This window comes from Micromonospora sp. CNZ309, from assembly GCF_002846525.1.
Genome location: NZ_PJNG01000001.1, coordinates 4,145,220 through 4,169,172 on the forward strand (window position 1 = coordinate 4,145,220; position 23,953 = coordinate 4,169,172).

At 72.9% G+C, this 23,953-nt stretch carries 20 protein-coding genes; 12 read left to right on the forward strand and 8 right to left on the reverse strand.

Features of this window, described 5'->3' with window-relative positions:
- Positions 1–63: 63 nt before the first annotated feature.
- Both CLT72_RS17150 and valS read left to right on the forward strand, forming a co-directional pair.
- Positions 64–1,671 (forward strand): trypsin-like serine protease, encoded by a 1,608-nt coding sequence (locus CLT72_RS17150; RefSeq protein ID WP_144082268.1) that lies wholly within the window; start codon positions 64–66, stop codon positions 1,669–1,671.
- A 63-nt stretch (positions 1,672–1,734) separates the two neighbouring features.
- Positions 1,735–4,350 carry a valine--tRNA ligase gene (gene valS, locus CLT72_RS17155; RefSeq protein WP_101412699.1) on the forward strand — a complete coding sequence of 872 codons (2,616 nt, stop codon included), beginning with the start codon at positions 1,735–1,737 and terminating at the stop codon, positions 4,348–4,350.
- Positions 4,351–4,390: 40 nt separating this feature from the next.
- Here the strand turns inward: valS and CLT72_RS17160 are convergent, their stop codons facing one another.
- The 5 genes from CLT72_RS17160 to CLT72_RS17180 form a co-directional block, all read right to left on the reverse strand.
- On the reverse strand, positions 4,391–5,041 hold the full coding sequence (locus CLT72_RS17160; RefSeq protein ID WP_250102058.1) for a hypothetical protein: 651 nt from the start codon (positions 5,039–5,041) through the stop codon (positions 4,391–4,393).
- 91 nt (positions 5,042–5,132) lie between these two features.
- Entirely contained in the window at positions 5,133–5,843 is a 711-nt protein-coding gene (locus tag CLT72_RS17165; RefSeq protein ID WP_101412700.1) for an ABC transporter permease, read from the reverse strand.
- Positions 5,844–5,847: 4 nt separating this feature from the next.
- Positions 5,848–6,807, reverse strand: a complete 960-nt coding sequence (locus tag CLT72_RS17170) for an ABC transporter ATP-binding protein (protein ID WP_101412701.1) — start codon at positions 6,805–6,807, stop codon at positions 5,848–5,850.
- Complete coding sequence (locus CLT72_RS17175; RefSeq protein ID WP_101412702.1) at positions 6,804–7,685, reverse strand: ABC transporter permease; 882 nt, start codon at positions 7,683–7,685, stop codon at positions 6,804–6,806. The genes CLT72_RS17170 and CLT72_RS17175 overlap by 4 nt, the downstream gene beginning before the upstream one ends.
- A complete protein-coding gene (locus CLT72_RS17180; RefSeq protein ID WP_101412703.1) occupies positions 7,678–8,592 on the reverse strand; it encodes an ABC transporter ATP-binding protein in 915 nt (304 codons plus the stop codon). Before CLT72_RS17180 ends, CLT72_RS17175 begins: the two co-directional genes overlap by 8 nt.
- Before the next feature lie 194 nt (positions 8,593–8,786).
- On the opposite strand from CLT72_RS17180, the gene CLT72_RS17185 reads away from it, so the two are divergent.
- The 4 genes from CLT72_RS17185 (at position 8,787) to galT (ending at position 12,969) form a co-directional block, all read left to right on the forward strand.
- Positions 8,787–9,338: a DM13 domain-containing protein gene (locus CLT72_RS17185; RefSeq protein ID WP_101412704.1), complete on the forward strand. Its 552-nt coding sequence runs from the start codon at positions 8,787–8,789 to the stop codon at positions 9,336–9,338.
- Between the two features lie 99 nt (positions 9,339–9,437).
- Entirely contained in the window at positions 9,438–10,967 is a 1,530-nt protein-coding gene (gene cysC, locus CLT72_RS17190) for an adenylyl-sulfate kinase (RefSeq protein ID WP_101412705.1), read from the forward strand.
- 104 nt (positions 10,968–11,071) lie between these two features.
- A complete protein-coding gene (locus tag CLT72_RS17195) occupies positions 11,072–11,896 on the forward strand; it encodes a DeoR/GlpR family DNA-binding transcription regulator (protein WP_101412706.1) in 825 nt (274 codons plus the stop codon).
- On the forward strand, positions 11,893–12,969 hold the full coding sequence (gene galT / locus CLT72_RS17200) for a galactose-1-phosphate uridylyltransferase (protein ID WP_101412707.1): 1,077 nt from the start codon (positions 11,893–11,895) through the stop codon (positions 12,967–12,969). The genes CLT72_RS17195 and galT overlap by 4 nt, the downstream gene beginning before the upstream one ends.
- Before the next feature lie 571 nt (positions 12,970–13,540).
- Here galT and CLT72_RS17205 read toward each other — a convergent pair.
- Positions 13,541–14,758 (reverse strand): NADP-dependent isocitrate dehydrogenase, encoded by a 1,218-nt coding sequence (locus CLT72_RS17205; protein ID WP_101412708.1) that lies wholly within the window; start codon positions 14,756–14,758, stop codon positions 13,541–13,543.
- A 137-nt stretch (positions 14,759–14,895) separates the two neighbouring features.
- Here CLT72_RS17205 and CLT72_RS17210 point away from each other — a divergent pair, with 137 nt between their 5' ends.
- A complete protein-coding gene (locus CLT72_RS17210; RefSeq protein WP_101412709.1) occupies positions 14,896–15,702 on the forward strand; it encodes an MBL fold metallo-hydrolase in 807 nt (268 codons plus the stop codon).
- Between the two features lie 56 nt (positions 15,703–15,758).
- On the opposite strand, the gene mdh is transcribed toward CLT72_RS17210, so the two are convergent.
- Both mdh and CLT72_RS17220 read right to left on the reverse strand, forming a co-directional pair.
- Positions 15,759–16,709 (reverse strand): malate dehydrogenase, encoded by a 951-nt coding sequence (mdh, locus tag CLT72_RS17215; RefSeq protein WP_088998471.1) that lies wholly within the window; start codon positions 16,707–16,709, stop codon positions 15,759–15,761.
- Between the two features lie 203 nt (positions 16,710–16,912).
- Positions 16,913–17,773: a bifunctional methylenetetrahydrofolate dehydrogenase/methenyltetrahydrofolate cyclohydrolase gene (locus tag CLT72_RS17220; RefSeq protein WP_088998470.1), complete on the reverse strand. Its 861-nt coding sequence runs from the start codon at positions 17,771–17,773 to the stop codon at positions 16,913–16,915.
- Positions 17,774–18,203: 430 nt separating this feature from the next.
- Here CLT72_RS17220 and CLT72_RS17225 point away from each other — a divergent pair, with 430 nt between their 5' ends.
- The 5 genes from CLT72_RS17225 to CLT72_RS17245 all read left to right on the forward strand — a co-directional run bounded on the left by CLT72_RS17225 (position 18,204) and on the right by CLT72_RS17245 (position 23,953).
- A complete protein-coding gene (locus CLT72_RS17225) occupies positions 18,204–19,808 on the forward strand; it encodes a peptide ABC transporter substrate-binding protein (protein ID WP_101412710.1) in 1,605 nt (534 codons plus the stop codon).
- 85 nt (positions 19,809–19,893) lie between these two features.
- A complete protein-coding gene (locus CLT72_RS17230) occupies positions 19,894–20,832 on the forward strand; it encodes an ABC transporter permease (protein ID WP_101412711.1) in 939 nt (312 codons plus the stop codon).
- Positions 20,833–20,850: 18 nt separating this feature from the next.
- Entirely contained in the window at positions 20,851–21,807 is a 957-nt protein-coding gene (locus CLT72_RS17235; RefSeq protein ID WP_101412712.1) for an ABC transporter permease, read from the forward strand.
- A gap of 96 nt (positions 21,808–21,903) precedes the next feature.
- Complete coding sequence (locus CLT72_RS17240) at positions 21,904–22,941, forward strand: ABC transporter ATP-binding protein (protein ID WP_101412713.1); 1,038 nt, start codon at positions 21,904–21,906, stop codon at positions 22,939–22,941.
- Positions 22,925–23,953: an ABC transporter ATP-binding protein gene (locus CLT72_RS17245; protein WP_101412714.1), complete on the forward strand. Its 1,029-nt coding sequence runs from the start codon at positions 22,925–22,927 to the stop codon at positions 23,951–23,953. Before CLT72_RS17240 ends, CLT72_RS17245 begins: the two co-directional genes overlap by 17 nt.

The following is a 23,953-nucleotide window of genomic DNA, read 5'->3' on the forward strand; positions in this document are numbered from 1 at the left end:
CGCGCTGAGCGGAGCGGTCCACCGGGTGGTCGTCCCGACGGCGGCGACGAGGGGGGTTGCGACGTGCGGTTCGGACGACGGGTGACGGTGGCCGGGATGGTCACCGCCTGCGCGCTGGGTGCGGCGGCGGTCGCCGGGATGCCGTTCGGCGACGCCGGCCGGACACCGGCCACGCTCACCGCCGGGGAGACCCTTGCGTCGCCGGGCGACGCCGCCGCCCCGGCGGGCACGCGGGTCCGCGCCGACAACGGGCCGGTCCGTGCCGACAACGGGCCCGGGAGCCGTCCCCGAGGCGGCGCGACGCCGGGCGCGGCGACGACCCTCCGGGCCCGGCCGGCCGCCGAGGTCGCCGCCGGCAGCCCCGCCTCGGTCTCCTACCTGCGCGACCGCTACCGGGTCGACGCCGACGAGGCGGCCCGGCGGCTCGCCCTCCAGGAGCTGTCCGCGCCGCTGGCCGCCCGGCTCGCCACGGAGCTCCCCGCCGCGTACGGCGGGATGTGGCTGGACCAGGCCGCCGGCGGCGTGCTGACCGTCGCCGCCACCGGCGTCGAACCGGTCCGGGCGGCGCTGGCCGGCATGCCGGACGCGGCGCGCGTCCGGGTGGTGCCGGTGCGCCACCCGCTGCGGCAGCTCACCGAGGCGGCGACCCGGCTGGCCACCACGCTCGACGCCACGGCCGGCGCCGACGTCCTCGTGGACGAGCGGGCCAACGAGGTCGTCGTGCTGACCGGCGACCGGATCGCCGCCGACGACCCCCGGTTGGCCGGGGCGCTGCGCGCCGCCGGGGTGCCGGCCCGCGCGCAGGCCCGGATCGCCGGGACCGTGGTGCAGAAGGCCTGCGACCCGCGCGACTGCGCGCAGGCGCCGATGCGCGGCGGCATCCGGCTGGACGTGCCGCGCGACGACGGCACCGTGGGCGGCTGCACGACGGGCTTCAACGTGGTCGCCGGGCTGCGCGACCCGTACGTGCTGACGGCGGGGCACTGCGTCGTCGGGGGGCGGCACCAACTGGTGGACCGCACCTGGCACCGGTTCCTCGGCCCGAAGGTGCCGGTGACCGTCGAGTCGTCGAGGCCGGGGCTGGCCGAGAACGCATACCCGTACGACTACGCGATCATGCCGTACCAGGCCGGCGCGCTCGGGCTGTGGGCGTACCCGGCGGGGGCCACGCAGGTGCCCAGCCTGGTCAACTACTGGTGCGTGCCGGACAGCACCGGATGCGCCACCCGGGGCAGCCGCGACGTGGCGATCACCGGGCACGTGCCGTGGAGCGCCATCCAGTCCGGCTGGGTGGTCTGCGCCACCGGGGCGGCGTACACCCCGAAGGACGGCGAGCAGCACGTCGACTCGGGCGCGGGCGCCGGCTACGTGCCCGGCACCCGCTGCGGGGAGATCATCGGCAAGACCAGCGGCGGCATCGACGTGCGCATCTGTGCCCGCCCGGGCGACAGCGGCGGCCCGCTCTTCACCGAGACCGACGGCAAGGCGCTGGGCATCCTGTCGCACGGCGACCCGGGACAGGGCCCCTGCACCAACCCGAACGAGCGCAACTCCTACGCCCCGGTCTCCACGATCCTCGACCGGGCGAACGCCCGCACCTACGGCGGCCTGCGGCTCCGGCTGGCCACCAGTGGCCCGGTCCCCCCGCTGACCCGGCCGGCCATCCGCTGACCCGCCCCGTGGCACGCGGGTTATCCCGTGGTCCGGCCGTTGGCCGGTGCCTACCATCGACGGATGACTGATACGGCGAGGACGGCCCGCGCCGGCGTCCCCGAACGTCCGACCCTGGACGGCATCGAGGAGACCTGGGCCCGCCGCTGGCAGGAGGAAGGCACGTACGCGTTCGACCGCTCGAAGACGACCGTTCGGGGGCGCGGCGCGGCGTCAGACGCGCCGCGCCCGAACGGTCGCAGGGCCGACGTCTACGCGATCGACACCCCGCCGCCGACCGTGTCCGGCGAGCTGCACATGGGGCACGTCTTCTCGTACACGCACACCGACATCGTGGCCCGGTTCCAGCGGATGCGCGGGCGCACGGTCTTCTACCCGATGGGCTGGGACGACAACGGCCTGCCCACCGAGCGCCGGGTGCAGAACGTCTACGGCGTGCGCTGCGATCCGGCGCTGCCGTACGACCCGGACTGGCAGGCTCCCGGGGCGCCGGTGAGCGAGGCCGCCCGCAGGGACCCGACCCCGGTCTCCCGACGCAACTTCATCGAGCTGTGCGAGCGGCTGACCGCCGCCGACGAGCAGGTCTTCGAGGCGCTCTGGCGGCGGCTCGGGCTCTCCGTGGACTGGTCGTTGACGTACACCACGATCGGCGCTGCGGCCCGGACCGTGTCGCAGCGGGCGTTCCTGCGCAACCTGGCCCGGGGCGAGGCGTACCAGGCGGAGGCGCCGACGCTGTGGGACGTCGGGTTCGCCACCGCCGTCGCCCAGGCGGAGTTGGAGGACCGGGAGCGGCCCGGGGCCTACCACCGGCTGCGGTTCGCCGGGCCGGGCGGGCGCGGGATCCTGATCGACACCACCCGTCCCGAGCTGCTGCCGGCCTGCGTGGCGCTGGTCTGCCACCCCGACGACGAGCGCTACGCCGACCTGGTCGGCGGCAGCGCGCGTACGCCGGTCTTCGGGGTCGAGGTGCCGGTGCGGGCGCACCCGCTGGCGGACCCGGCCAAGGGCACGGGCATCGCGATGGTCTGCACCTTCGGCGACCTGACCGACGTGACCTGGTGGCGGGAGCTGCGGCTGGACACGCGGGTGGTGATCGGCCGCGACGGCCGGCTGCTGCCCGAGCCGCCGGCCGGCGTGCCGGCGCAGCCGTACGCGAAGCTGGCCGGGCAGGGCGTCAACGGGGCCCGGCGGACGCTGGTGGGGATGCTGGCCGACGCCGGCGACCTGGTCGGCGAGCCGCGTCCGATCACCCACCCGGTCAAGTTCTACGAGCGCGGCGACCGGCCGCTGGAGATCGTCTCGACCCGGCAGTGGTACCTGCGCAACGGCGGACGCGACGCGGGCCTGCGCGAGGAACTGCTCGCCCGGGGCGGGGAGCTGCGCTGGGTGCCGGAGCACATGCGGCACCGCTACGCGCACTGGGTCGGCGGCCTGACCGGTGACTGGCTGGTCAGCCGGCAGCGCTTCTTCGGCGTGCCGGTGCCGGTGTGGTACCGGCTCGACGACGCTGGCGAGCCGGACTGGTCCCAGCCTCTCACGCCGGCGGAGTCCGCGCTGCCGGTCGACCCGTCCAGCGACGCCCCGCCGGGGTTCGAGGAGGCGCAGCGGGGTCGCCCGGGCGGCTTCGTCGGCGACCCCGACGTGCTCGACACCTGGGCCACCTCGTCGCTGACCCCGCAGATCGCCGGCGGGTGGGAGACCGACCCGGACCTGTTCGCCCGCGTCTTCCCGATGGACCTGCGCCCCCAGGGACAGGAGATCATCCGCACCTGGCTGTTCTCCACGGTGGTCCGCGCCCACCTGGAGCACGGGGCGCTGCCGTGGCGGGACACGGTGCTCTCCGGCTGGATCCTCGACCCCGACCGGAAGAAGATGTCCAAGTCCAAGGGGAACGTGGTCACCCCGATGGCGCTGCTGGAGCAGCACGGCTCCGACGCGGTGCGCTACTGGGCGGCCAACGGCAGGCCGGGCATGGACCTCGCCTTCGACCCGGCCCAGATCAAGGTCGGCCGGCGGCTGGCCACCAAGCTGCTGAACGCGTCGAGGTTCGCCCTCGGGCTGGGCGCCGCCGACGCGTTGCGGGCCCCGGCCACCGAGGCGCTGGACCGCGCCATGCTCGCCGAGCTCTCCGGCGTGGTCGCCGCCGCGACGTCGGCGCTGGAGGCGTACGACCACACGGCCGCCTTGCAGGTCGCGGAGAGCTTCTTCTGGCGGTTCTGCGACGACTACATCGAGCTGGTGAAGGAGCGCGCCTACGGCTCCGGGCCGGGGGCGGACTCGGCCCGGGCGGCGCTGGCCACCGCGCTGTCGGTGCAGTTGCGGCTGTTCGCCCCGGTGCTGCCGTACGCGACCGAGGAGGTCTGGTCGTGGTGGCGCTACGGGTCGGTGCACCGCGCGACCTGGCCCACCACGTACGAGGTGGACCGGGCGATCGAGGGCGCCGGCGAACCGGAGCTGCTGCGGCTGGCCGGCGACGCGCTCAGCCAGGTGCGCCGGGCCAAGTCGGAGCGGAAGCTGTCGATGAAGGCGGAGGTGCCGCTGGCCGAGGCGCTCGGCCCGGCGGCCCTGCTGGAACAGTTGAGCCTGGTCGCCGACGACGTGCGGGCCGCCGGCCGCATCGCCAAGCTGGACCTGCTGCCCGACCGCACCCCGGAACTCGTGATCGCCTGCGCGTTCTGACCGGCCGGCCCCGTCGCGCCCCCTACGGCGCGGCGGGGCGTCACCAGCCGCGCAGCAGGCGCAGGCCGAGGAGGAAGGCGACGACGGCGGGGCCGACCAGCAGGGTGATCGCCTGGAGGCGGTACGGCATCCGGTGCCGGGTCAGCTCCACCGCGTTGCCCAGCACGATCACCCCGGCCAGCATCAGGAACGTGCCCCACATCGGGGCCGCCCCGACCTCGACCGGACCGACGCGGGTCAGTTGCAGCGTCCCGCCGAGCAGCAGGGCGCCGGCCAGCGCCAGCAGGGCGACCGCCCGGTGCAGCCCCCGGGCCAGCGGATGGACCAGCCGCCAGCGGTAGGTGCCGGCGACCGCCAGGCACGGCAGGATGACCATCAGGGGCCAGCCCCGCCCGAACACGCCGAACATCAGCAGCGCCCCGACCGCGAACACCAGCGCGCCGAGGCAGGCGACCACGTAGCCGGCGAAGGCCCGCCCGCCACCCCGGGCCAGCAGCGGCCCGCCGGTGGCGGCGATCAGCGCGCCGGGGATCAGCACGAAGCCGGCCCACCAGTGGAAGTGCCCGGTGGCCTGCGCGGCCGTGGTGGTCGCCGCCGCCGCGAGCCCCGCCACCGCCAGGCTGACCATCCAGTGGCGGCCGGCACCCGGATGGGACTCCCGCGACATCACCAGCCCCGTCTCCGCGCTCACGCCGTCAGCCTCGCGCAGCCGCCCGGACCGGTCCATCCGGCCAGCCCTACCATCGCAGGTCGGGCCGCCCGGACGACCGTCCTGGCGGAGATCAGCTCGTCTCGCCGGCCACGCTGAACGAGCGGAGCCGGTCGACCGCCAGCGCGGTGAACCCCACGCTGATCAGAGCGGCCATCACCGCCGCCACCGGCACCGAGACGCCGGCCTCCAGCAGCCCGGTTGGGGCCATCCGGTCGGCGATGCTGATGACGTACTGCTGGATGGAGAGCACCTTGGTGCCGCTGACGACGTTGCCGAGCAGCCCCTCCCAGATCAGCACGTAGACCAGGCCGAGCAGCACCGGCCGCCGGGTGAGGAGGCTGAGCGCCACGAACAGCGCCGAGTACGCCAGCGCACCGACCGCCGACGCGGCGGCGAGCGACAGCCCGAGGCGTACGGAGTCGGCCAGCACGCCCGCCACGTAGAGCGGCACGGCGACGGTGACCGCGGTGACGCCGGCGGCCACCGCCAGCTTGGGCAGCACGATCTGCCAGCGCGGCAGCGGCTTGGTCAGGATGTGCACGACCGTGCCGTCGTCGATCTCGGCCCCCAGCACGCCGGTGCCGACGATCAGGGCGACCACCGGGAGCACCACGGCCAGGCCGAGGCCGACCAGCACCGGCGGACCCCACTCACCCGGGTCCACCCCGAGCGCGCGGGAGAGCACGGCGAGCAGCACCAGCACCACGGGCAGCGGCAGCAGCAGCAGGAACCGGCGACGCCCGAACAGCCCCCGCACGGTGATCCAGGAAACGGTAGACATGGGTTCAGGCCTCCACGAGGTAGGAGAAGACGCTCTCCAGGGATTCGTCCTCGGGCACCAACTGCCGCACCCGGATGCCCTCCGCCAGGGCGATCTTCGGCAGGACGCGGGTGAACGCGCCGTAGTCGCCGGCCCGCACGGTCAAGCCGTTGCGGCCCAACTCGACCCCCGTCACCGACGCCTGGGCCATCAGCGCCACGGCGAGCGCCCGGTCGTCGGTGGAGTGCACGGCGAAGACGTGCGGCCGGTTGGTCATCAGCCGGCGGATCGTGCGGAAGTCGCCGGAGGCGGCCAGCCGGCCGGCGACCATCACCTGGACGGTGCCGGAGACCTGCTCGACCTCCTCCAGGATGTGCGAGCTGAACAGGATGGTCCGGCCGGCGTCGCCGAGGCGGTGCAGCAGCTCCATCATGTGCAGCCGCTGGCGCGGGTCCATCCCGTTGAACGGCTCGTCGAGCAGCAGCACCTGCGGCTCGTGCACCAGCGCCGCGGCCACCCGGGCGCGCTGCCGCATGCCCTTGGAGTACGTGCCGATCCGGCGGTCCTGCGCGCCCTCCATCTCCACCAGGGCGATCGCGCGGCGGGCCGCCTCCGCCGGATCCGGCAGCCGGTGCAGCTTCGCGCTGGCCAGCACGAACTCGTGCGCGGTGAGGAAGGTGTGCACCGCCTCGCGTTCGCTGACCAGGCCGAGCCGGCGGTAGACCTCGGGGTTGCGCCAGGTGGGCCGGCCGTCCAGGCTGACCACCCCGCGCGACGGGGCCAGGAAGCCCGCCATCATGTGCAGCAGGGTGGTCTTGCCCGCGCCGTTCGGGCCGAGCAGCCCGGTGACGCCGGGGCCGAGGCTCATGCTGACGTCGTTGACCGCCACCACGTTGCCGTACCAGCGGGAGACGCCCGCGAGGTCGAGGGTGCTGGCGGCGACGGCCGGCGGGCCCGTCACCTGGTCGGTGCTGATCGTGGTCATCGGGCGGCAACCTTCCGGTATCGCAGCATCAGCAGGGCGACGCTGCCGGTCACGAGCAGCACGGCGGCGACCCCGTAGATCGGGCCGAAGTCGCCGATCGGCACTCCGCCCTCCCCCTTGGACAGCAGCAGGTCGCCGAGCGCCCAGGTGCCCACGCCGCCCACCAACGTCGAGGGCGAGGCGAGGAAGGCCAACTCGTTGACCGTCTGGGAGGGCATGATCGACAGGGTGCCGACGATCGGGGTGGTCATCAGGAACACGGCCACGATCCCGCCGGCCGCGAACGCCCGCTTGCCGGTGGACGAGGCGACCAGCAGCCCGACCGAGGCGAAGACCGCCGCCCAGAGCCCGGCGTAGAGCAGGCTGGGCAGCAGGTCGAGCAGCTCGTTCCAGACCCCGCGCATGCCGTCGCCGGTGGTGAAGGCGGCGCCCAGGAACATCACCAGCTGCGGCCCGCCGAGCAGCAGCCAGAGCGCCGTGGCCAGCGCCAGCAGCTTCGCCAGCGGGTAGTCCGACCTCGGCAGCGGCCGGGAGAAGTAGAGCGGCAGCGCCCCGCTGCGCAGGTCCCGCGAGACCAGCTCGGGGGCGACCGCCGCGACGAAGAAGATGACCAGCCAGCTCATGTTGTCGGCGAACTGTGCGTACGTCATCACCGACTCGCCGACCTGGCTGCGTACCGCGGCGAGGCCGGCGGCCACCACGGTGACGATGGCGACCACCAGCCAGGGGAAGATCTTGGCCTTCGCGCTGCGGCCCAGCCCGAACGCCGTACGCAGGCCGTGCAGGTAGAGCGCGCCGAAGACGGCCCGGCGGCCCAGCCGGGGACCGGTGTAGCGCTGGTAGCCGATGTCGTGGATGACGCCGGTCGGCTCAGACATGGCTGGGCTCCCTCGTGGCGAAGAGTTCGGCCACCCGGTGCCGGCGCTGGTCCAGCCGGTGCAGCGGCAGGTCCAGCTCGGCGACCGCGCCGAGGATCAGGTCGTAGGTGGCGTCGTCGGCGAGCTCGACGAGCAGCAGCCGGCCGTCCCGGCGCACCGGCAGGTCGAGCGCGACCAGCCGGGCGGCCAGCTCGTCGGTGCCCTCGCTCACCTCGACGGCGAGCACGTCGGTGGCCGAGGTCATGGCGGAGATGTGGTCGGCGCGCAGCAGCCGCCCGCCGTCGATGGCGACCAGGGTGTCGCAGATGCGCTCGACCTCGCCCAGCAGGTGCGAGCAGACCAGCACGGAGATGCCGAACTCGGTGCCGATGCGGTGCACCAGCGCCAGCATGGCGTCGCGACCGGCCGGGTCGAGGCCGTTGGTCGGCTCGTCGAGCAGCAGCAGGTCGGGGTCGTGCACCAGGGCCTGGGCGAGCTTGACCCGCTGCTTCATGCCGGTGGAGTAGCCGCCGACCGGGCGGTAGCGCTCCTCGTAGAGCCCGACGTGGCGCAGCGCCTCCGAGGCCCGTTCGCGGGCGACCGTACGCGGCAGGCCGCTGATCCGGCCGAGGTGGGTGACCAGCTCGGCGGCGGAGAGGTCGGGCGGCAGGGCGTCGTGCTCGGGCATGTAGCCGACCCGGGCGCGGACCTGGGCGGAGTCGGTGGTCGGGTCGAGGCCGAGCACCCGGACCCGTCCGCTGGTCGGGGCGAGGAGGCCGAGCAGGATCTTGATCAGGGTGGACTTGCCGGCGCCGTTCGCGCCGACCAACCCGATGATCCCCGGCTCGACCGCGACGGTCAGGTCGGCCAGCGCGGTGACCCCACCCCCGTACGTCTTGGTCAGCGACTCGGTCGCGATCAGTGTCACGTCGTACAGCGTAGGAGGCGACGACCGCCCCGGGCAGCGGCTCGCCCCCGGGCGCTCCCCTGATCCTGGCGGTCCGCGTCCCCTAGGGTCCGGCGCGGACCCCGCCGGTGGCGGGCCGGCACCGCCGCGCGCAGCCGCCTCCGCCACGCCGCACGGGGCAGACAGGACGCGGCCCGGGCCGCCACACTGCGGGCATGACCCGACTCTTCCGCGCACCGCTGACCTGGGTGGTGGTCGCCGTCCTCGCCGCCGGGTCGGCGTTCGGCCTCTACTGGTTCCAGCCCTGGAAGCTGGTCACCGACGCCGAGGTCGACGAGACGCTCTCGAGCGTGGCGGCCACGCCGGCGCCGACGGGTTCCGCCACGGGCGCGGCGCCCGCCCCCGCCGGGCCGGTCCTCGTCGGGCAGGGCGACTTCGTGACCCACGAGCACGACACGTCGGGCAGCGCGCGGATCGTCCGCGCCCCCGACGGGCGGCACCGGCTGGAGCTCGTCGGCCTGGCCACCTCCAACGGCCCGGACCTGCGGGTCTGGCTCACCGACCAGCCGGTGCGCAGCGGCACTGCCGGGTGGCGGGTCTTCGACGACGGCCGGTGGGTCGAGCTGGGCCGACTCAAGGGCAACCGGGGTGACCAGGGTTACGACATCCCGGCCGACGTCGACCTGACGGGCCTGACCAGCGTCTCCATCTGGTGCAAGCGGTTCGCCGTCTCCTTCGGGGCCGCGCCCCTGGCCCCGCCCCGCTGACCCGCCGGCCGCCGGCTGAGCCGCCGGTGGAGTGGCGCTCTCGACCGATCGCCGGGCGGCTGAGAAACTGTGTGCCGGTCAGTGTCGTTTGGGGGATGGATGAGCAACAGCTGGGTGCTGCCCGACGAGGTGCTCCGGGATGCGCCGGCGTACACGCCGCGCCCCGGCGAGCTGGCCGACCTGGAGCTGCTGCTGACCGGGGCGTACGCGCCGCTGGCCGGCTTCATGACCCGCGCCGACCTGGTCTCGGTGAGCCGCCGGGGCCGGCTCGCCGACGGCTCGCCGTGGCCCGTGCCGGTGACCCTCCAGGTGCCGACGGCGCTCGCCCAGGGCCTCGACCCGCGCGACGAGGCACGCCGGGCCCTGGTGCTCACCGACGGCGAGGGCGCGCCGGTCGCGGCGCTGTCGGTCGCCGACGTGTGGCAGGTCCGCGACGGGGTGGCCGGCGTCGGTGGCACGGTCCGCCGGCTCGGCGACGGCGGGCACGGCCCGTTCCAGCGGCTGCGCCGCACCCCGGAGGAGGTACGCCCGCTGCTGCCGTCGGGGCGGGTGCTCGGAGTGATCGCCGACCGGCCGCTGCACCGGCCGCAGCTCGCCCAGATCGCCCACGCGGTCCGCACGCTCGGCGCCCACCTGCTGGTGATGATCCCGGTCGGCGAGGACGGCCTCGGCGGGCTGCCGCCGGAGGCGCTGGTGCGCAGCGTCTTCGCCGCCCGCGACCGGATGCCGCCGGCCACGCTGGTCGCCGTGCCGCTGTCCCGGCGGCGCGACGAGATCAGTGACGCGCTGCTGCGGGCCCGGGTGTCGGCGGCGTACGGCGTCACGCACCTGCTCTCCACGGGCGAGATGCTCTCCGGCGCCGGCCTGCGGGTGCTGGTGCCGCGCGAGCTGGCCTACGACAGCCGCGACGGGCAGTGGCGCTGGCGGGAGGACATCCCGCCGCGCAACCGGCGCCTGGCCCTGACCCAGCCGGAGATCGACGACCTGCTGGACCGGGGTTTCCCGCTGCCCGAGTGGCACACCCCGCCAGCGGTGGCGAAGGAGCTGGCCCGGGCCCGGCCGCCGCGGCGGCACCGGGGTCTGGTGATCTTCCTGACCGGGCTCTCGGGTTCCGGCAAGTCGACGATCGCCCGGGGCCTGGCCGACGTGCTGCGCGAGCAGGGCGACCGGAGTGTCACGCTGCTCGACGGGGACGTGGTACGCCGTGAACTCTCCGCCGGGCTGGGCTTCAGCAAGGCCGACCGGGACCTGAACGTCCGGCGTATCGGCTGGGTGGCGGCGGAGATCGCCCGGCACCACGGCATCGGCATCTGCTGCCCGATCGCCCCGTACGCCCAGGCCCGCGCCACCGCCCGCGAGATGGCGCTGGCCGCCGGCGCGGGCTTCCTGCTGGTGCACGTGGCGACCCCGCTGGAGGTCTGCGAGCAGCGCGACCGCAAGGGTCTCTACGCCCGGGCCCGGGCCGGCCTGCTGACCGGGATGACCGGCATCGACGATCCCTACGAGGAGCCGACCGACGCCGACCTGATGGTCGACACCAGCGACCTGTCGGTCGAGGAGGCGGTCGAGGCCGTCCTGCACCACCTGAACGAGACGGGTTGGGTCGAACCCCGCCTCCCGTCCCTCTGACAGCCCTCCGCCTTCCGGTGGTCCCCTCCTTCACGCTAATGTTCATCTTTGTTCGAACACGTTCGACCGCGTGAGAGTGCGCGGCAGGCACGGAGGTGCGGCGGATGCTCGCTCAGCAGCGACAGGCGGCCATCCTGGAGCGGGTCCGCGCCACCGGGGGCGTACGCGTCACCGAGCTGGCCGCCGAGTACGGCGTCTCGGACATGACCATCCGCCGCGACCTGGAGGCGCTGCACGAACGCGGCCTGCTGGCCAAGGTGCACGGCGGCGCGACGGTGGCCGGCCCCGGCTCGACCGACGAACCCGGCTTCCGGGCCAAGTCGGTGCGGCAGCTCGCGGAGAAGGCGGCCATCGCGGGCCGCGCCGCCGAGCTGGTCCGGCCCGGGGCGGCGGTGGCCCTCTCCGCCGGCACCACCACCGCCGAGCTGGCCCGCCGGCTGGTCGACGTGCCGGGGCTGACCGTGGTCACCAACTCGCTGCCGGTGGCCGAGATACTGCACGCCGGCGGCCGGTCGGACCAGACCGTGGTGCTCACCGGCGGGGTCCGTACGCCCTCGGACGCCCTGGTCGGGCCGCTCGCCGTCGCTGCCATCCGGTCGCTGCACCTGGACCTGCTCTTCCTCGGGGTGCACGGGATCACCCAACGGGCGGGATTCACCACTCCGAACCTGATGGAGGCGGAGACCGACCGGGCCCTGGTGGCCGCCGCCGACCGGCTGGTCGTGCTCGCCGACCACACCAAGTGGGGCACCGTCGGCATCTCCTCGATCGTTGAGCTCTCCGCCGCCCACGTGCTGGTCACCGACGACCGGCTGCCCCCCGACGCGCGGCAGGCGCTCGACGAACGGGTGGGCGAGCTGGTCGTCGTGCCCGCCTCGGCGGGCGCGGGACGGGCGGCCACGACGACAGATGAGGGGATGGCGAGGTGAAGCGCACCGCGATCGCGCTGGCCGACGGCCGGGAGCTGGTCTACTTCGACGAACGGGACGACGCCGTCCGGGACCAGCCGGACCGGCGCGAGCTGCCCCCGCCGCCGCCCGCGTCGCAGCTGCGCCTGGACCCGCTGACCGACGAGTGGGTGGCCGTCGCCGTGCACCGGCAGACGCGCACCTTCCTCCCGCCGGCCGACCAGTGCCCGCTCTGCCCCAGCACCGACGACCGGCACAGCGAGATCCCGGCGCCCGACTACGACGTCGCCGTCTTCGAGAACCGGTTCCCCTCGCTGAGCGGCCGGGTGGCCGACGAGCCCGCCGAGATCACCCCGTACACCCCGGTCCGGCCCGGTCGGGGCCGCTGCGAGGTGGTCTGCTTCACCGACGACCACAACGCGTCCTTCGCCGCCCTGCCGCCACCACGGGTGCGCACCGTCCTCGACGCGCTCGCCGACCGTACGCAGGTGCTCGGCGAGCTGCCGGGGGTGGAGCAGGTGTTCTGCTTCGAGAACCGGGGCGTGGAGATCGGCGTCACCCTGCACCACCCGCACGGCCAGATCTACGCGTACCCCTTCGTGACCCCGCGGACCCGGGCGTTGCTGGCCGCCGCCCGCCGGCATGCGGAGGGCACCGGCGGGCGCAACCTCTACGCCGACGTGCTCGCCGCCGAGCGGGCCGCCGGCACGCGGGTGGTCGCCGAGAACGACCACTGGACGGCGTACGTCCCGGCGGCGGCCCGCTGGCCGTTCGAGGTGCACGTGGCCCCGCACCGGCCGGTGCCGGACATTCCCGCGCTCGACGACGCCGAGCGGGACGCCTTCGGGCCGCTCTACCTGGACCTGCTGCGCCGCTTCGACGGGCTGTTCGACCTGCCGATGCCCTACATCGCCGCCTGGCACCAGGCGCCGGTGCGCGTCGACCGCGAGCTGGGTCACCTGCACCTTCAGCTGTTCAGCATCCGGCGCGCGAAGGACAAGCTGAAGTACCTGGCGGGCTCCGAGTCCGGGATGGGCGTCTTCATCAACGACATCTCCCCGGAGCGCGCCGCCGAACTCCTCCGCGCCGCCTGAGCCACGGCACCGCGCCCAGCGGGGCGAGGACGGCGACTGGCGTGACCCCGCCGGTTCGACCGGCGCGCCGGCTGGAGCGGTACCGGTGGGCGCGGGCGGCCGGGTGGTCGCCGGCGGCGGGACGGAGACAGGGCGCGGGGGGCCCGGGACAGGGCCCCCCGCAGGGAAGGGACGGCTGGCTGTGCGCGACAGCGCGACAGCCGGGAAGGCTGGCTGATCGGCGCGCTTGCCGCGAGGCGACCGCGGTCAACCTTCCTGGACGCGACTGGCATCTCGTCCACCCAGGTCAACGAGGCGCGCCGAAGCAGGTGACGCCGACGGCGTGTCACCCCCCGACACGCCGCCAAGCACGTGCGCCGAAAGGCCGAGCAGATAGATCTTGGTAGGAATGGGCCCCGGAAGGGCGCTTCTCACCAACATCTCAGGCGCTCGGCGAGCGACCGCACGCTCCCGCCACCCGACGGGACGGCAGGACGGCACGAGCGGGTGGAACGGCGGGAGCCCGCCGGCGGGTGCCGGCGGGCTCCTGTGCGACGCGGCGGCGCTGCGTGCCGCCCCGCGTGGACGAGAATCAGGCGGAGAGCTTGCGCGCCAGGTTCTCGTCGAGCGCGTTCATGAACTCGTCGGTGGTCAGCCACGGGGCGTCCCGCGAGATGAGCAGCGAGAGGTCCTTGGTCATCTGGCCGCCCTCGACGGTGTCGACGATGACCTGCTCCAGGGTGTTGGCGAACTCGGTGACCGCCGGGGTGCCGTCCAGCTTGCCCCGGTGGGCCAGGCCCCGGGTCCAGGCGTAGATCGACGCGATCGGGTTGGTCGAGGTCTTCTCGCCCTTCTGCCACTGCCGGTAGTGCCGGGTGACCGTGCCGTGCGCGGCCTCGGCCTCGACCGTACGGCCGTCCGGGGAGAGCAGCACCGAGGTCATCAGGCCCAGCGAGCCGAAGCCCTGCGCGACGGTGTCGGACTGCACGTCACCGTCGTAGTTCTTGCAGGCCCAGACGTAGCCGCCCTCCCACTTGAGCGCGGCGGCGACCATGTCGTCGATCAGCCGGTGCTCGTAGGTGATGCCGGCGGCGTCGAACTCGGCCTTGAACTCGTTCTCGAACACCTCGGCGAAGATGTCCTTGAACCGGCCGTCGTACGCCTTGAGGATGGTGTTCTTGGTGGACAGGTAGACCGGGTAGTTGCGGTCCAGGCCGTACCGGAACGAGGCGCGGGCGAAGTCCCGGATCGACTCGTCGTAGTTGTACATGCCCATGGCGATGCCGCCGCCGGGGAAGTTGGCGACCTCCATCTCCATCGGGGCGCCGCCGTCCGCCGGGGTGTAGGTGACGGTCACCTTGCCCGGGCCCGGCACGACGAAGTCGGTGGCCTTGTACTGGTCACCGTGGGCGTGCCGGCCGATGATGATCGGCTTGGTCCAACCGGGGACCAGCCGCGGCACGTTGGACATGATGATCGGCTCACGGAAGACGACGCCGCCGAGGATGTTGCGGATCGTGCCGTTCGGCGACCGCCACATCTTCTTCAGGCCGAACTCCTCGACCCGGGCCTCGTCCGGGGTGATGGTCGCGCACTTGACGCCGACGCCGTGCTCCTTGATGGCGTTGGCGGCATCGACGGTGACCTGGTCGTCGGTCTCGTCGCGGTGCTGGATCGACAGGTCGTAGTAGTGCAGGTCGACGTCGAGGTAGGGCAGGATCAGCTGCTCCCGGATCTGCTTCCAGATGATCCGGGTCATCTCGTCGCCGTCGAGCTCAACGACCGGGTTGTTTACCTTGATCTTCGCCATCGGCCGGCGCTCCTCTCGGGGGACACGTGCTCAAGCAGTACGAGCGTACTGGAAACTGGTCGGCAGTCCCCAGCCGGCCTCGGTCGGGCCGGAAGAAACGGAGTGCACGGCGCAGGGACCGTTGGCATGATCGCCCGATGCCGCTGAGCCGCATCCTCGGGTCTATCACGGTCACCGCGCTCACCGACGGCGAGGGGCCCTTCTTCCAGCCTCGCGCCGAGGCGTTCCCGGACGCCACGGCGGAGCAGTGGCGCGCCGCCGACCGGCGGGACCCGGGCACGGTGACCGCCGACGGCCGCTGGTGGTTGCCGTTCCGCGCCTTCGCGATCCGCGTTGGCGACGGCCCGGTGACCCTGGTCGACGCGGGGATCGGCCCGGCGGGCTCCCCCGCCGCGAGCTGGGCGCCGGTGCCCGGTCGGCTGCCGGCCGAACTCGCCGCCGCCGGCATCGACCCGGCCGACGTCCGCGCGGTGGTGCTCACCCACCTGCACAGCGACCACGTCGGCTGGGCGGTCACCGGCTCGCCGGGCACGCCGTACTTCCCCAACGCCGACTACCTGCTCCAGCGGGCCGAGCTGGCCGCCGTGGGGCAGCTCGACCCGGGGCTGTCGGCCGGCCTGGTCGCGCCCTTGCGCACCGCCGGCCAGCTCCGGGTGGTCGACGGCGGGGAGAGGCTCGATCCGGGCGTACGGCTGCTGCCGACGCCGGGGCACACGCCCGGGCACCAGTCGGTGCTGCTGGAGGTCGGCGACGAGCGGCTACTGCTCACCGGCGACCTGCTGGTGCACGCCGTGCAACTGGTCCACCCCGAGCTGGCGTACGCCCACGAGGAGGACCCGGCGGCGGCGCGTGCCTCGCGGGTGGGGCTGCTGCGCGACCTGGCCGCGCGCGGCCCCACGGTGCTCGCGACCCCGCACCTGGGCGAGGCGTTCGTCACGCTGTAACCGGATACGACGCGAGGGGGCCCGCCGGCGACCGGCGTGCCCCCTCGACGGGTGGATCACATGCTGGCGACGTCGCCCTGCTTGGCGCGGACGGCCTCGGCGGCCTCCTTCAGGCTGGCCAGCTCGTCGGCGTCCAGGTCGGTCTCGACGACCCGCTTGACGCCCTCGGCGCCGATCGCGGCCTCGACACCCAGGTAGACGCCGGAGATGCCGTACTCGCCGTCGACCCAGGCGCAGACCGGCATGACCTCGCCGGAGTCCTCCGCGACGGCCTTGGCCATCCGCGCGGCGGCGGCCGACGGCGCGTAGTAGGCCGAGCCGGTCTTGAGCAGCGCGACCACCTCGGCGCCGCCGTTGCGGGTCTTGACGACCAGCTCCTCGATCTGCTCGGCCGGCATGGCCTCACGCAGCGGCTTGCCGTCGACCGTGCTCTGCGACGGCACCGGCACCATCGTGTCGCCGTGCGAGCCGAGGGTCAGCGTCTTGACCGACTTCACCGGTACGCCCAGCGCCTCGGCCACGAAGTTGGTGAACCGGGCGGTGTCCAGCATGCCGGCCTGGCCGAGCACCCGGTTCTTCGGGAACTGGGTGGCGAGCTGGGCCAGCGCGGTCATCTCGTCCAGCGGGTTGGACACCACGATGACGACGGCGTTCGGGGCGTACTTGGCGACGTTCTCGGAGACCTGGCGGACGATCTTGGCGTTCGTCTCCAGCAGGTCCATCCGGCTCATGCCCGGCTTGCGCGGCAGGCCGGCGGTGATCACCACGACGTCCGAGCCCTCGATGGCCTCGTAGCCCTCGCCGTTCGGGCCGGTGGTCGCGCCGACCACCTTGGTCTCGAAGCCCTCGATGGCGCGCGACTGGTTGAGGTCCAGGGCGAGACCCGCGGGCTTGCCCTCCACGATGTCGGTGATCACGACGGTGTCGAAGACGTCGTACTCGGCCAGGCGCTGTGCGGTGGTGGAGCCGTAGAAGCCGGCCCCGACGACAGTGACCTTCTTACCCATGGTCGTCCCACTCCCTGCTACCAGTCGGTTTTCCGGACCGTATCAGTCATCCTGGCACCGAACAGGCCAGGGGCGGCGGCCATCGCCGGGATGGGGCGAACGTCACCGCCGTCCGGCTCCGGGCGGGCCGGCGGGCGACTCACCGGGGTGGAGTCGGGCGAGCGCCGGCGGGCGACTCACCGGACGGGAGCCGGGCGGGCGGCTCAGTCGCGTTCGGCCCGCTCCACGACGTTGGTCAGCAGCATGGCGCGGGTCATCGGGCCGACGCCGCCCGGCATGGGCACCAGCTTGCCGGCGGCCTCCGCCGCCTCGGCGGCGACGTCGCCGGTGTAGCGGCCCTTGCCGTCGGGGCCGATCACCCGGGTGATGCCGACGTCGACGACCACCGCGCCCGGCGTGATCATGTCGGCGGTGAGCAGGCCGGGCACGCCGGCGGCCACGATGACGATGTCGGCGGCCCGGGTGTGCGAGGCCAGGTCGAGGGTGCCGGTGTGGCAGAGGGTCACCGTGGCGTTCTCGCTGCGCCGGGTGAGCAGCAGACCGAGCGGACGGCCGACGGTGTTGCCGCGACCGACCACGGCGACCTTGGCGCCGCGCAGCGCCACGTCGTGCCGGCGGAGCAGCTCGACGATGCCGCGCGGGGTGCAGGGCAGCGGGCCGTCGTAGCCGAGCACGAGCCGGCCGAGGTTGACCGGGTGCAGGCCGTCGGCGTCCTTGTCGGGGTCGATCAGCTCCAGCACCCGCTGGGTGTCGAGGTGGCCCGGCAGCGGGAGCTGGACGATGTAGCCGTGGCACGCCGGGTCGGCGTTCAGCTCGTCGAGCACGGCGTCGACCTGCGCCTGGGTCGCGTCGGCCGGCAGCTCCCTGCGGATCGAGGCGATCCCCACCTCGGCGCAGTCGCGGTGCTTGCCGTTGACGTACGCCTGGGAGCCGGGGTCCGCACCGACCAGGACCGTACCGAGCCCGGGGGTGATACCGCGTTCCGCCAGTGCCTTGACCCGTGTCCGCAGCTCGTCCTTGATCTCGGCCGCGGTCGCCTTGCCGTCCAGAAGCGTCGCCGTCACGCCCAGATCGTCTCACGGTCCACGGCCGGTGATCCGACGACCCGCACCAAGCCCGCCACGCGATCACGAAGGGTGAGGTGCCGTTAATCACTCTGAGTCACATCGGGGCGGTCGGGAGGCCTCCCTGATCCGGACGGAACGGCAGCGCGGGGACCGGAACGGCAGGCTCGGGACGGGCGGGCCGAGATGGGCCGACCGCCGCGAGCGGCCTCGGCGGCGTCGAGAGTCTCCGCAGCGAGAGCCCACATCCGGGGCCCGACAGCTGTAGCAGATGGGGGTCGCCTCGACAAGGCCCGGGCCGGCACTCCGTTACCGGTTCGCAACCGGCCCGTTGTCGATCGCCGACCGGTGACCTACCGTTGCCCAACGTTGCGCAGCGTTAACCCAGCGCCGGGCCTGACTGCGCAGCGTGAGGAGATGAGGAGGCTGTATGCGTGTTCGTAGGCTCGCTGCCTGGACCGCCCTCCCGCTCGCGGTGACCCTGGGCCTGGTGGCCTGCGGCTCGGGCGGCGACGGTGGATCCGGCGAGAGCAACCCCGACGCGGCCGTGCGGATCGAGATCGCCGAGCCGCAGCACCTGGTGCCGACCAACACCAACGAGACGAGCGGCTCGCAGGTGCTCGCCGCCCTGTTCAGCCCGCTGGTCGACTACGACGAGGCCAACAAGCCCTACGAGGTGGCGGCCGAGTCGGTGACGTCCGAGGACAACACGACCTGGACGGTCAAGCTCAAGGACGGCTACACCTTCCACAACGGCGAGAAGGTCACCGCCGACAACTACCTCGACGCCTGGAACTACGGCGCGTACGCCCCCAACGGGCAGAACTCCAGCTATTTCTTCGAGAAGATCGCCGGCTACGAGGACCTGCAGGGCGAGACCCCGAAGGCCAAGACGCTCAGCGGGCTGAAGAAGGTCGACGACCTGACCTTCACCGTCACGCTGTCGGAGCCGTACAGCGAGTTCAAGTCCGTGCTCGGATACACCGCCTTCTACCCGATGCCGAAGGCCGCGTTCTCCGCGCCCGGCGTGCTGGCCGAGGCGTACGAGCAGGCGCCGATCGGTCAGGGCCCGTTCAAGATGAAGGGCACCTGGCAGCACGACGCCAAGGTCGAGGTCGAGAAGTACGACGCCTTCCCCGGCGAGAAGCCGAAGGTGGCCGGCGTCGAGTTCCGGATCTACCAGCAGCCGACCGCCGCGTACGCGGACGTGCTCTCGGACAACCTGGACGTCATCAAGACCATCCCGACCGAGAACCTCTCGACGGCCGGCACCGACCTCGGTGACCGGTTCAAGCAGAGCTCCGCGTCGTCGCTCCAGGTGCTGGCCTTCCCGACGTTCCAGGAGGAGTTCAGCAACCCCGACGTGCGCAAGGCGATCTCCATGGCGATCGACCGGGATGAGATCACCAAGTCGATCTTCAAGGACTCGCAGCAGCCGGCCCGCTCGTTCGTCTCGCCGGTCGTCGCGGGCTACCGCGACAACACCATCGGCGAGGCCGGCGAGTTCGACGCGGCCAAGGCCAAGGCCCTGTACCAGGCCGCGGGCGGCCCGGCGAGGATCGAGCTGTCCTACAACGGCGACGGCGGCCACAAGGACTGGATCGACGCGACCTGCAACCAGCTCAAGACCAACCTGGGCGTGGACTGCGTGGGCACCGCCGAGCCGAAGTTCGCGGACCTGCTGACCAAGGTCAAGGCCAAGCAGCCGGTCGGCCTGTTCCGGATGGGCTGGGTCATGGACTACCCGTCCATGGAGAACTACCTGGGCCCGCTGTACAGCAGCAACGGCTCGTCGAACTACTACGGCTACGGCAACCCGGAGTTCGACAAGCTGCTCGCCGAGGGCGCCAGCGCCGCGAACGAGGACGAGGCGATCAAGAAGTACCAGGCGGCGGAGGACCTGCTGGCGGAGGACCTGCCGGTGATCCCGCTGCGGTACGGCCAGAACAACTTCGGCCACTCGACCAAGGTCACCAACGTGGAGATGGATCTCTTCGACCGGATCGACCTGCTGAAGATCGAGGCCGTCAAGTAACACCACGGCAGGACGGGTCGGGCCATCGGCGTACGGTGGCCCGACCCGCCTTCCTCTTCGCACTTTTTCCGCCAGACTGCCAAGTATGTTCCGCTTCATCCTGCGGCGTCTGCTCCAGATGGTCCTCGCGTTCTTCGGGACCACCCTGATCGTCTACGCGCTGATGTTCGCCGGCCAGGGCGATCCCATCCAGGCGCTCGCCGGCGAGCGCCCGGTCACGGCGGCCCAGCGGGCATACCTGACGGAGAAGTTCCACCTCGACCGCACCGGGGTCGGCGGCTTCTTCTACCGATACTTCGACTACCTCAGGAACCTGCTCCAGGGTGACCTCGGGCAGTCCCTCACCGGACGCTCGATCGGCGACATCCTGGCCGCCGCCTGGCCGGTCACGGTCAAGCTGGCGCTGATCGCCATGGCGGTCACCATCCTCTTCGGGGTCACCGCGGGCGTCCTCGCCGGCATCCGGCGGGCCAGCATCTTCGACAACTCGACGCTGCTGCTGACCCTGCTGGTGCTCGGCATCCCCACGATCGTGCTCGCCCCGCTGGCGCAGTACCTCCTCGGCGTGAAGTGGCAGCTCTTCCCGCCCACCGCCGGCGCCGACCCGGACCTGTACGCGCTGCTGCTGCCGGGCATCGTGCTCGGCTCGCTCTCGCTGGCCACCGCGCTGCGGCTCACCCGGACGTCGGTGGCCGAGAACCTGCGCGCCGACTACGTCCGCACCGCCCGGTCGAAGGGGCTCGTGAAGCGGCGGATCGTCAGCGTCCACGTGCTGCGCAACTCGCTCATCCCGGTGGTCACCTTCCTCGGCGTCGAGCTGGGCAACCTGATGAGCGGCGCGATCATCACCGAGGGCGTGTTCAACATCCCCGGGGTCGGCTTCAACCTCTTCCGCGGCATCCGCACCGAGGACGGCCCGCTGGTGGTCGGCATCGTCAGCGTGCTCGTCGTGGTCTACCTCATCTCCAACCTGGTGGTGGACGTCCTGTACGCCGTACTCGACCCGAGGATCCGCTATGAGTGAGCGCAGCGAGGTGCGGGCATGAGTGACTTCGAGACCGTCGCCGCGAGCGAGAACCAGGCCGCGCGGCGGGGACCGTCGGGTGAGCCCGGCGCGCCGAACCAGGTGGGCGTACCGCAGAAGCCCCGCAGCCTGGCCGGCGACGCCTGGCGCGACCTGCGCCGCAAGCCGATCTTCTGGATCAGCCTCGCCCTGGTGGTGCTGGTCGCCGCCATGGCCGCCGTGCCCGGCCTGTTCACGACGAACGACCCGCGCGACTGCGTGCTGGCCCGCCAGCACGCCGGTCCGTCCGGCGGGGCGATCTTCGGGTACGACTTCCAGGGCTGCGACACGTACTCCCGGGCGGTCTACGGCGCCCGCGCGTCACTGCTGGTCGGCGCGCTCTCCGCGCTGCTCACCGGCCTGATCGCGCTCGCCGTGGGGATGCTGGCCGGCTACTTCGGCCGCTGGGTCGACGCGGTGCTCTCCCGGGTGATCGACATCGTCCTCGGCATCCCGCTCCTGCTCGCCGCGATCGTGCTGCTCAAGCGGGTCGACAGCGACAGCTCGGCGGTCCGGATCGGTGCGGTGATCTTCGTGCTGTCGATCCTCGGCTGGACCACGGCCGCCCGCGTCGTCCGCTCCTCGGTGATCACGGCCAAGGAGCAGGACTACGTCGCGGCGGCCCGGATGCTCGGTGCCGGCGACGGCCGGATCATGCTGCGGCACATCCTGCCGAACGCGCTCGCCCCGGCGATCGTGGTGCTGACCATCGCCCTCGGCTCCTTCATCGCCGCCGAGGCCACGCTCAGCTTCCTGGGCATCGGCCTCAAGGCGCCGACCATCTCCTGGGGCATCGACATCGACGCCGGCCGGGTGCACATGCGCGAGTCGGCCACCCCGCTGCTGGTTCCCTCGGTCTTCCTGGCGCTGACCGTGCTGGCGTTCATCATGCTCGGCGACGCGATCCGCGACGCCTTCGACCCGAAGCTGCGCTGACCCCGCCCACCACCGTCACGATCGAGAGGCAGAGACCATGCGAGCGCGAGGAGTGAGCGCAGCGAGCCCCGCAGCCGCGGGCGGAAGGCGTGAACCGTGAGCCAGTCCGCCGTCCGACCCACGCCGGCCTCCCCCACGCCCGAGGGCGGCCACCTGCTGGACGTACGGGACCTGCACGTCGAGTTCCGCACCGGCGAGGGCGTGGCCAAGGTGATCAACGGGGTGTCGTACCACCTGGATCCCGGCGAGACGCTCGCCGTGCTCGGCGAGTCGGGTTCGGGCAAGTCGGTCACCGCCCAGGCGATCATGGGCATCCTCGACACTCCCCCGGCCGTGATCCGCTCCGGCGAGATCCGCTACCGGGGCCGGGACCTGCTGAAACTGCCGGAGGAGCAGCGCCGGCAGGTGCGCGGCAAGGAGATCGCCATGATCTTCCAGGACGCCCTCTCCGCGCTGAACCCGGTCTTCGGCGTGGGTTGGCAGATCGGCGAGACGCTGCGCCAGCGCGAGGGGATGTCGAAGGCCGCCGCCCGCGCGCGGGTCGTGGAGCTGATGGACCTGGTACGGATCCCCGGCGCCGCCAGCCGGCTCGGCGACTACCCGCACCAGTTCTCCGGCGGCATGCGGCAGCGCGTCATGATCGCGATGGCGCTGGCCATGAACCCGAAGGTGCTGATCGCCGACGAGCCGACCACGGCCCTGGACGTCACCGTGCAGGCCCAGATCATGGACCTGCTGGCCGACCTGCGCCGCGACCTCGACATGGCGATGATCCTGATCACGCACGACCTCGGCGTGGTCGCCGGCGTCGCGGACCGGATCGCCGTCATGTACGCCGGCCGGATCGTCGAGCACGCCGACGTCCACTCGCTGTACCGGGCGCCGGCCCACCCGTACACCAAGGGGTTGCTGGAGTCGATCCCGCGCCTCGACGTACGGGGTCAGGAGCTCGCCACGATCAGGGGGCTGCCGCCGAACCTCATGCGGATCCCGTCCGGCTGCCCGTTCCACCCCCGGTGCCCGTACGCCCAGCAGGTCTGCGTCGACGTGGTGCCGCACGACCTGGTGCTGGGCGACGGCCGGACCAGCGCGTGCCACTTCGCCCAGGAGGTCCGTGATGACAGCGCCCGCTAGCCCGACCAAGGTACGCGGCGAGACGATCCTCGCCGTCGACAACCTGGTCAAGCACTTCCCCATCCGGCAGGGCGTGCTGTTCCAGAGGCAGGTCGGCGCCGTGAAGGCCGTCGACGGCGTCAGCTTCGAGCTGCGCCGGGGCGAGACCCTCGGGGTGGTCGGCGAGTCGGGCTGCGGCAAGTCGACGCTGGCCCGGCTGCTCATGCGGCTGGAGACGCCGACCGCGGGCCGGGCCACCCTGGAGGGCAGGGATCTGTTCTCCGCCTCCGGGGCCGAGCTGCGGCGGCTGCGGCGCAACATGCAGATGGTCATGCAGGACCCGTACACCTCGCTGAACCCGCGGATGACGGTCGGCGACATCATCGGCGAGCCGTTCGAGATCCACCCCGACGCCGCGCCGAAGGGCAGCCGACAGACCCGGGTGCGGGAGCTGCTCGACGTGGTGGGCCTGAACCCGGAGCACATCAACCGGTACCCGCACCAGTTCTCCGGCGGTCAGCGCCAGCGCATCGGCATCGCCCGCGCGCTCGCCCTGCGGCCCGAGATCATCGTCTGCGACGAGCCGGTCAGCGCCCTGGACGTGTCGATCCAGGCCCAGGTGATCAACCTGCTGGAGAAGCTCCAGGACGAGTTCGGCCTGTCGTACATCTTCATCGCGCACGACCTGTCGGTGGTCCGGCACATCTCCGACCGGGTCGCGGTCATGTACCTCGGCAAGATCGTGGAGATCGGCACCGAGGACGAGATCTACGAGCGGGCCACCCACCCGTACACGCAGGCGCTGCTCTCGGCCGTGCCGGTGCCCGACCCGGAGGCCCGCGACCAGCGCACCATGATCAGGCTTACGGGCGACGTGCCGAGCCCGGCGGACCCGCCCAGCGGCTGCCACTTCCGCACCCGCTGCTGGAAGGCCCAGGAGGTCTGCGCGACTCAGGAGCCCCACGCGGTCCCCCGCGCGGCGGACCCGCACCCCTCGGCCTGCCACTTCGCCGAGCTGCGCCCCGCGCCCTGA

Coding starts and splice junctions, on each gene's coding strand:
- valS (WP_101412699.1), top strand. CDS start 1,735: ATGACTGATACGGCGAGGACGGCCCGCGCCGGCGTCCCCGAACGTCCG.
- CLT72_RS17165 (WP_101412700.1), bottom strand. CDS start 5,843: ATGTCTACCGTTTCCTGGATCACCGTGCGGGGGCTGTTCGGGCGTCGC.
- CLT72_RS17170 (WP_101412701.1), bottom strand. CDS start 6,807: ATGACCACGATCAGCACCGACCAGGTGACGGGCCCGCCGGCCGTCGCC.
- CLT72_RS17175 (WP_101412702.1), bottom strand. CDS start 7,685: ATGTCTGAGCCGACCGGCGTCATCCACGACATCGGCTACCAGCGCTAC.
- CLT72_RS17185 (WP_101412704.1), top strand. CDS start 8,787: ATGACCCGACTCTTCCGCGCACCGCTGACCTGGGTGGTGGTCGCCGTC.
- cysC (WP_101412705.1), top strand. CDS start 9,438: ATGAGCAACAGCTGGGTGCTGCCCGACGAGGTGCTCCGGGATGCGCCG.
- CLT72_RS17195 (WP_101412706.1), top strand. CDS start 11,072: ATGCTCGCTCAGCAGCGACAGGCGGCCATCCTGGAGCGGGTCCGCGCC.
- CLT72_RS17205 (WP_101412708.1), bottom strand. CDS start 14,758: ATGGCGAAGATCAAGGTAAACAACCCGGTCGTTGAGCTCGACGGCGAC.
- CLT72_RS17210 (WP_101412709.1), top strand. CDS start 14,896: ATGCCGCTGAGCCGCATCCTCGGGTCTATCACGGTCACCGCGCTCACC.
- mdh (WP_088998471.1), bottom strand. CDS start 16,709: ATGGGTAAGAAGGTCACTGTCGTCGGGGCCGGCTTCTACGGCTCCACC.
- CLT72_RS17225 (WP_101412710.1), top strand. CDS start 18,204: ATGCGTGTTCGTAGGCTCGCTGCCTGGACCGCCCTCCCGCTCGCGGTG.
- CLT72_RS17230 (WP_101412711.1), top strand. CDS start 19,894: ATGTTCCGCTTCATCCTGCGGCGTCTGCTCCAGATGGTCCTCGCGTTC.
- CLT72_RS17235 (WP_101412712.1), top strand. CDS start 20,851: ATGAGTGACTTCGAGACCGTCGCCGCGAGCGAGAACCAGGCCGCGCGG.
- CLT72_RS17245 (WP_101412714.1), top strand. CDS start 22,925: ATGACAGCGCCCGCTAGCCCGACCAAGGTACGCGGCGAGACGATCCTC.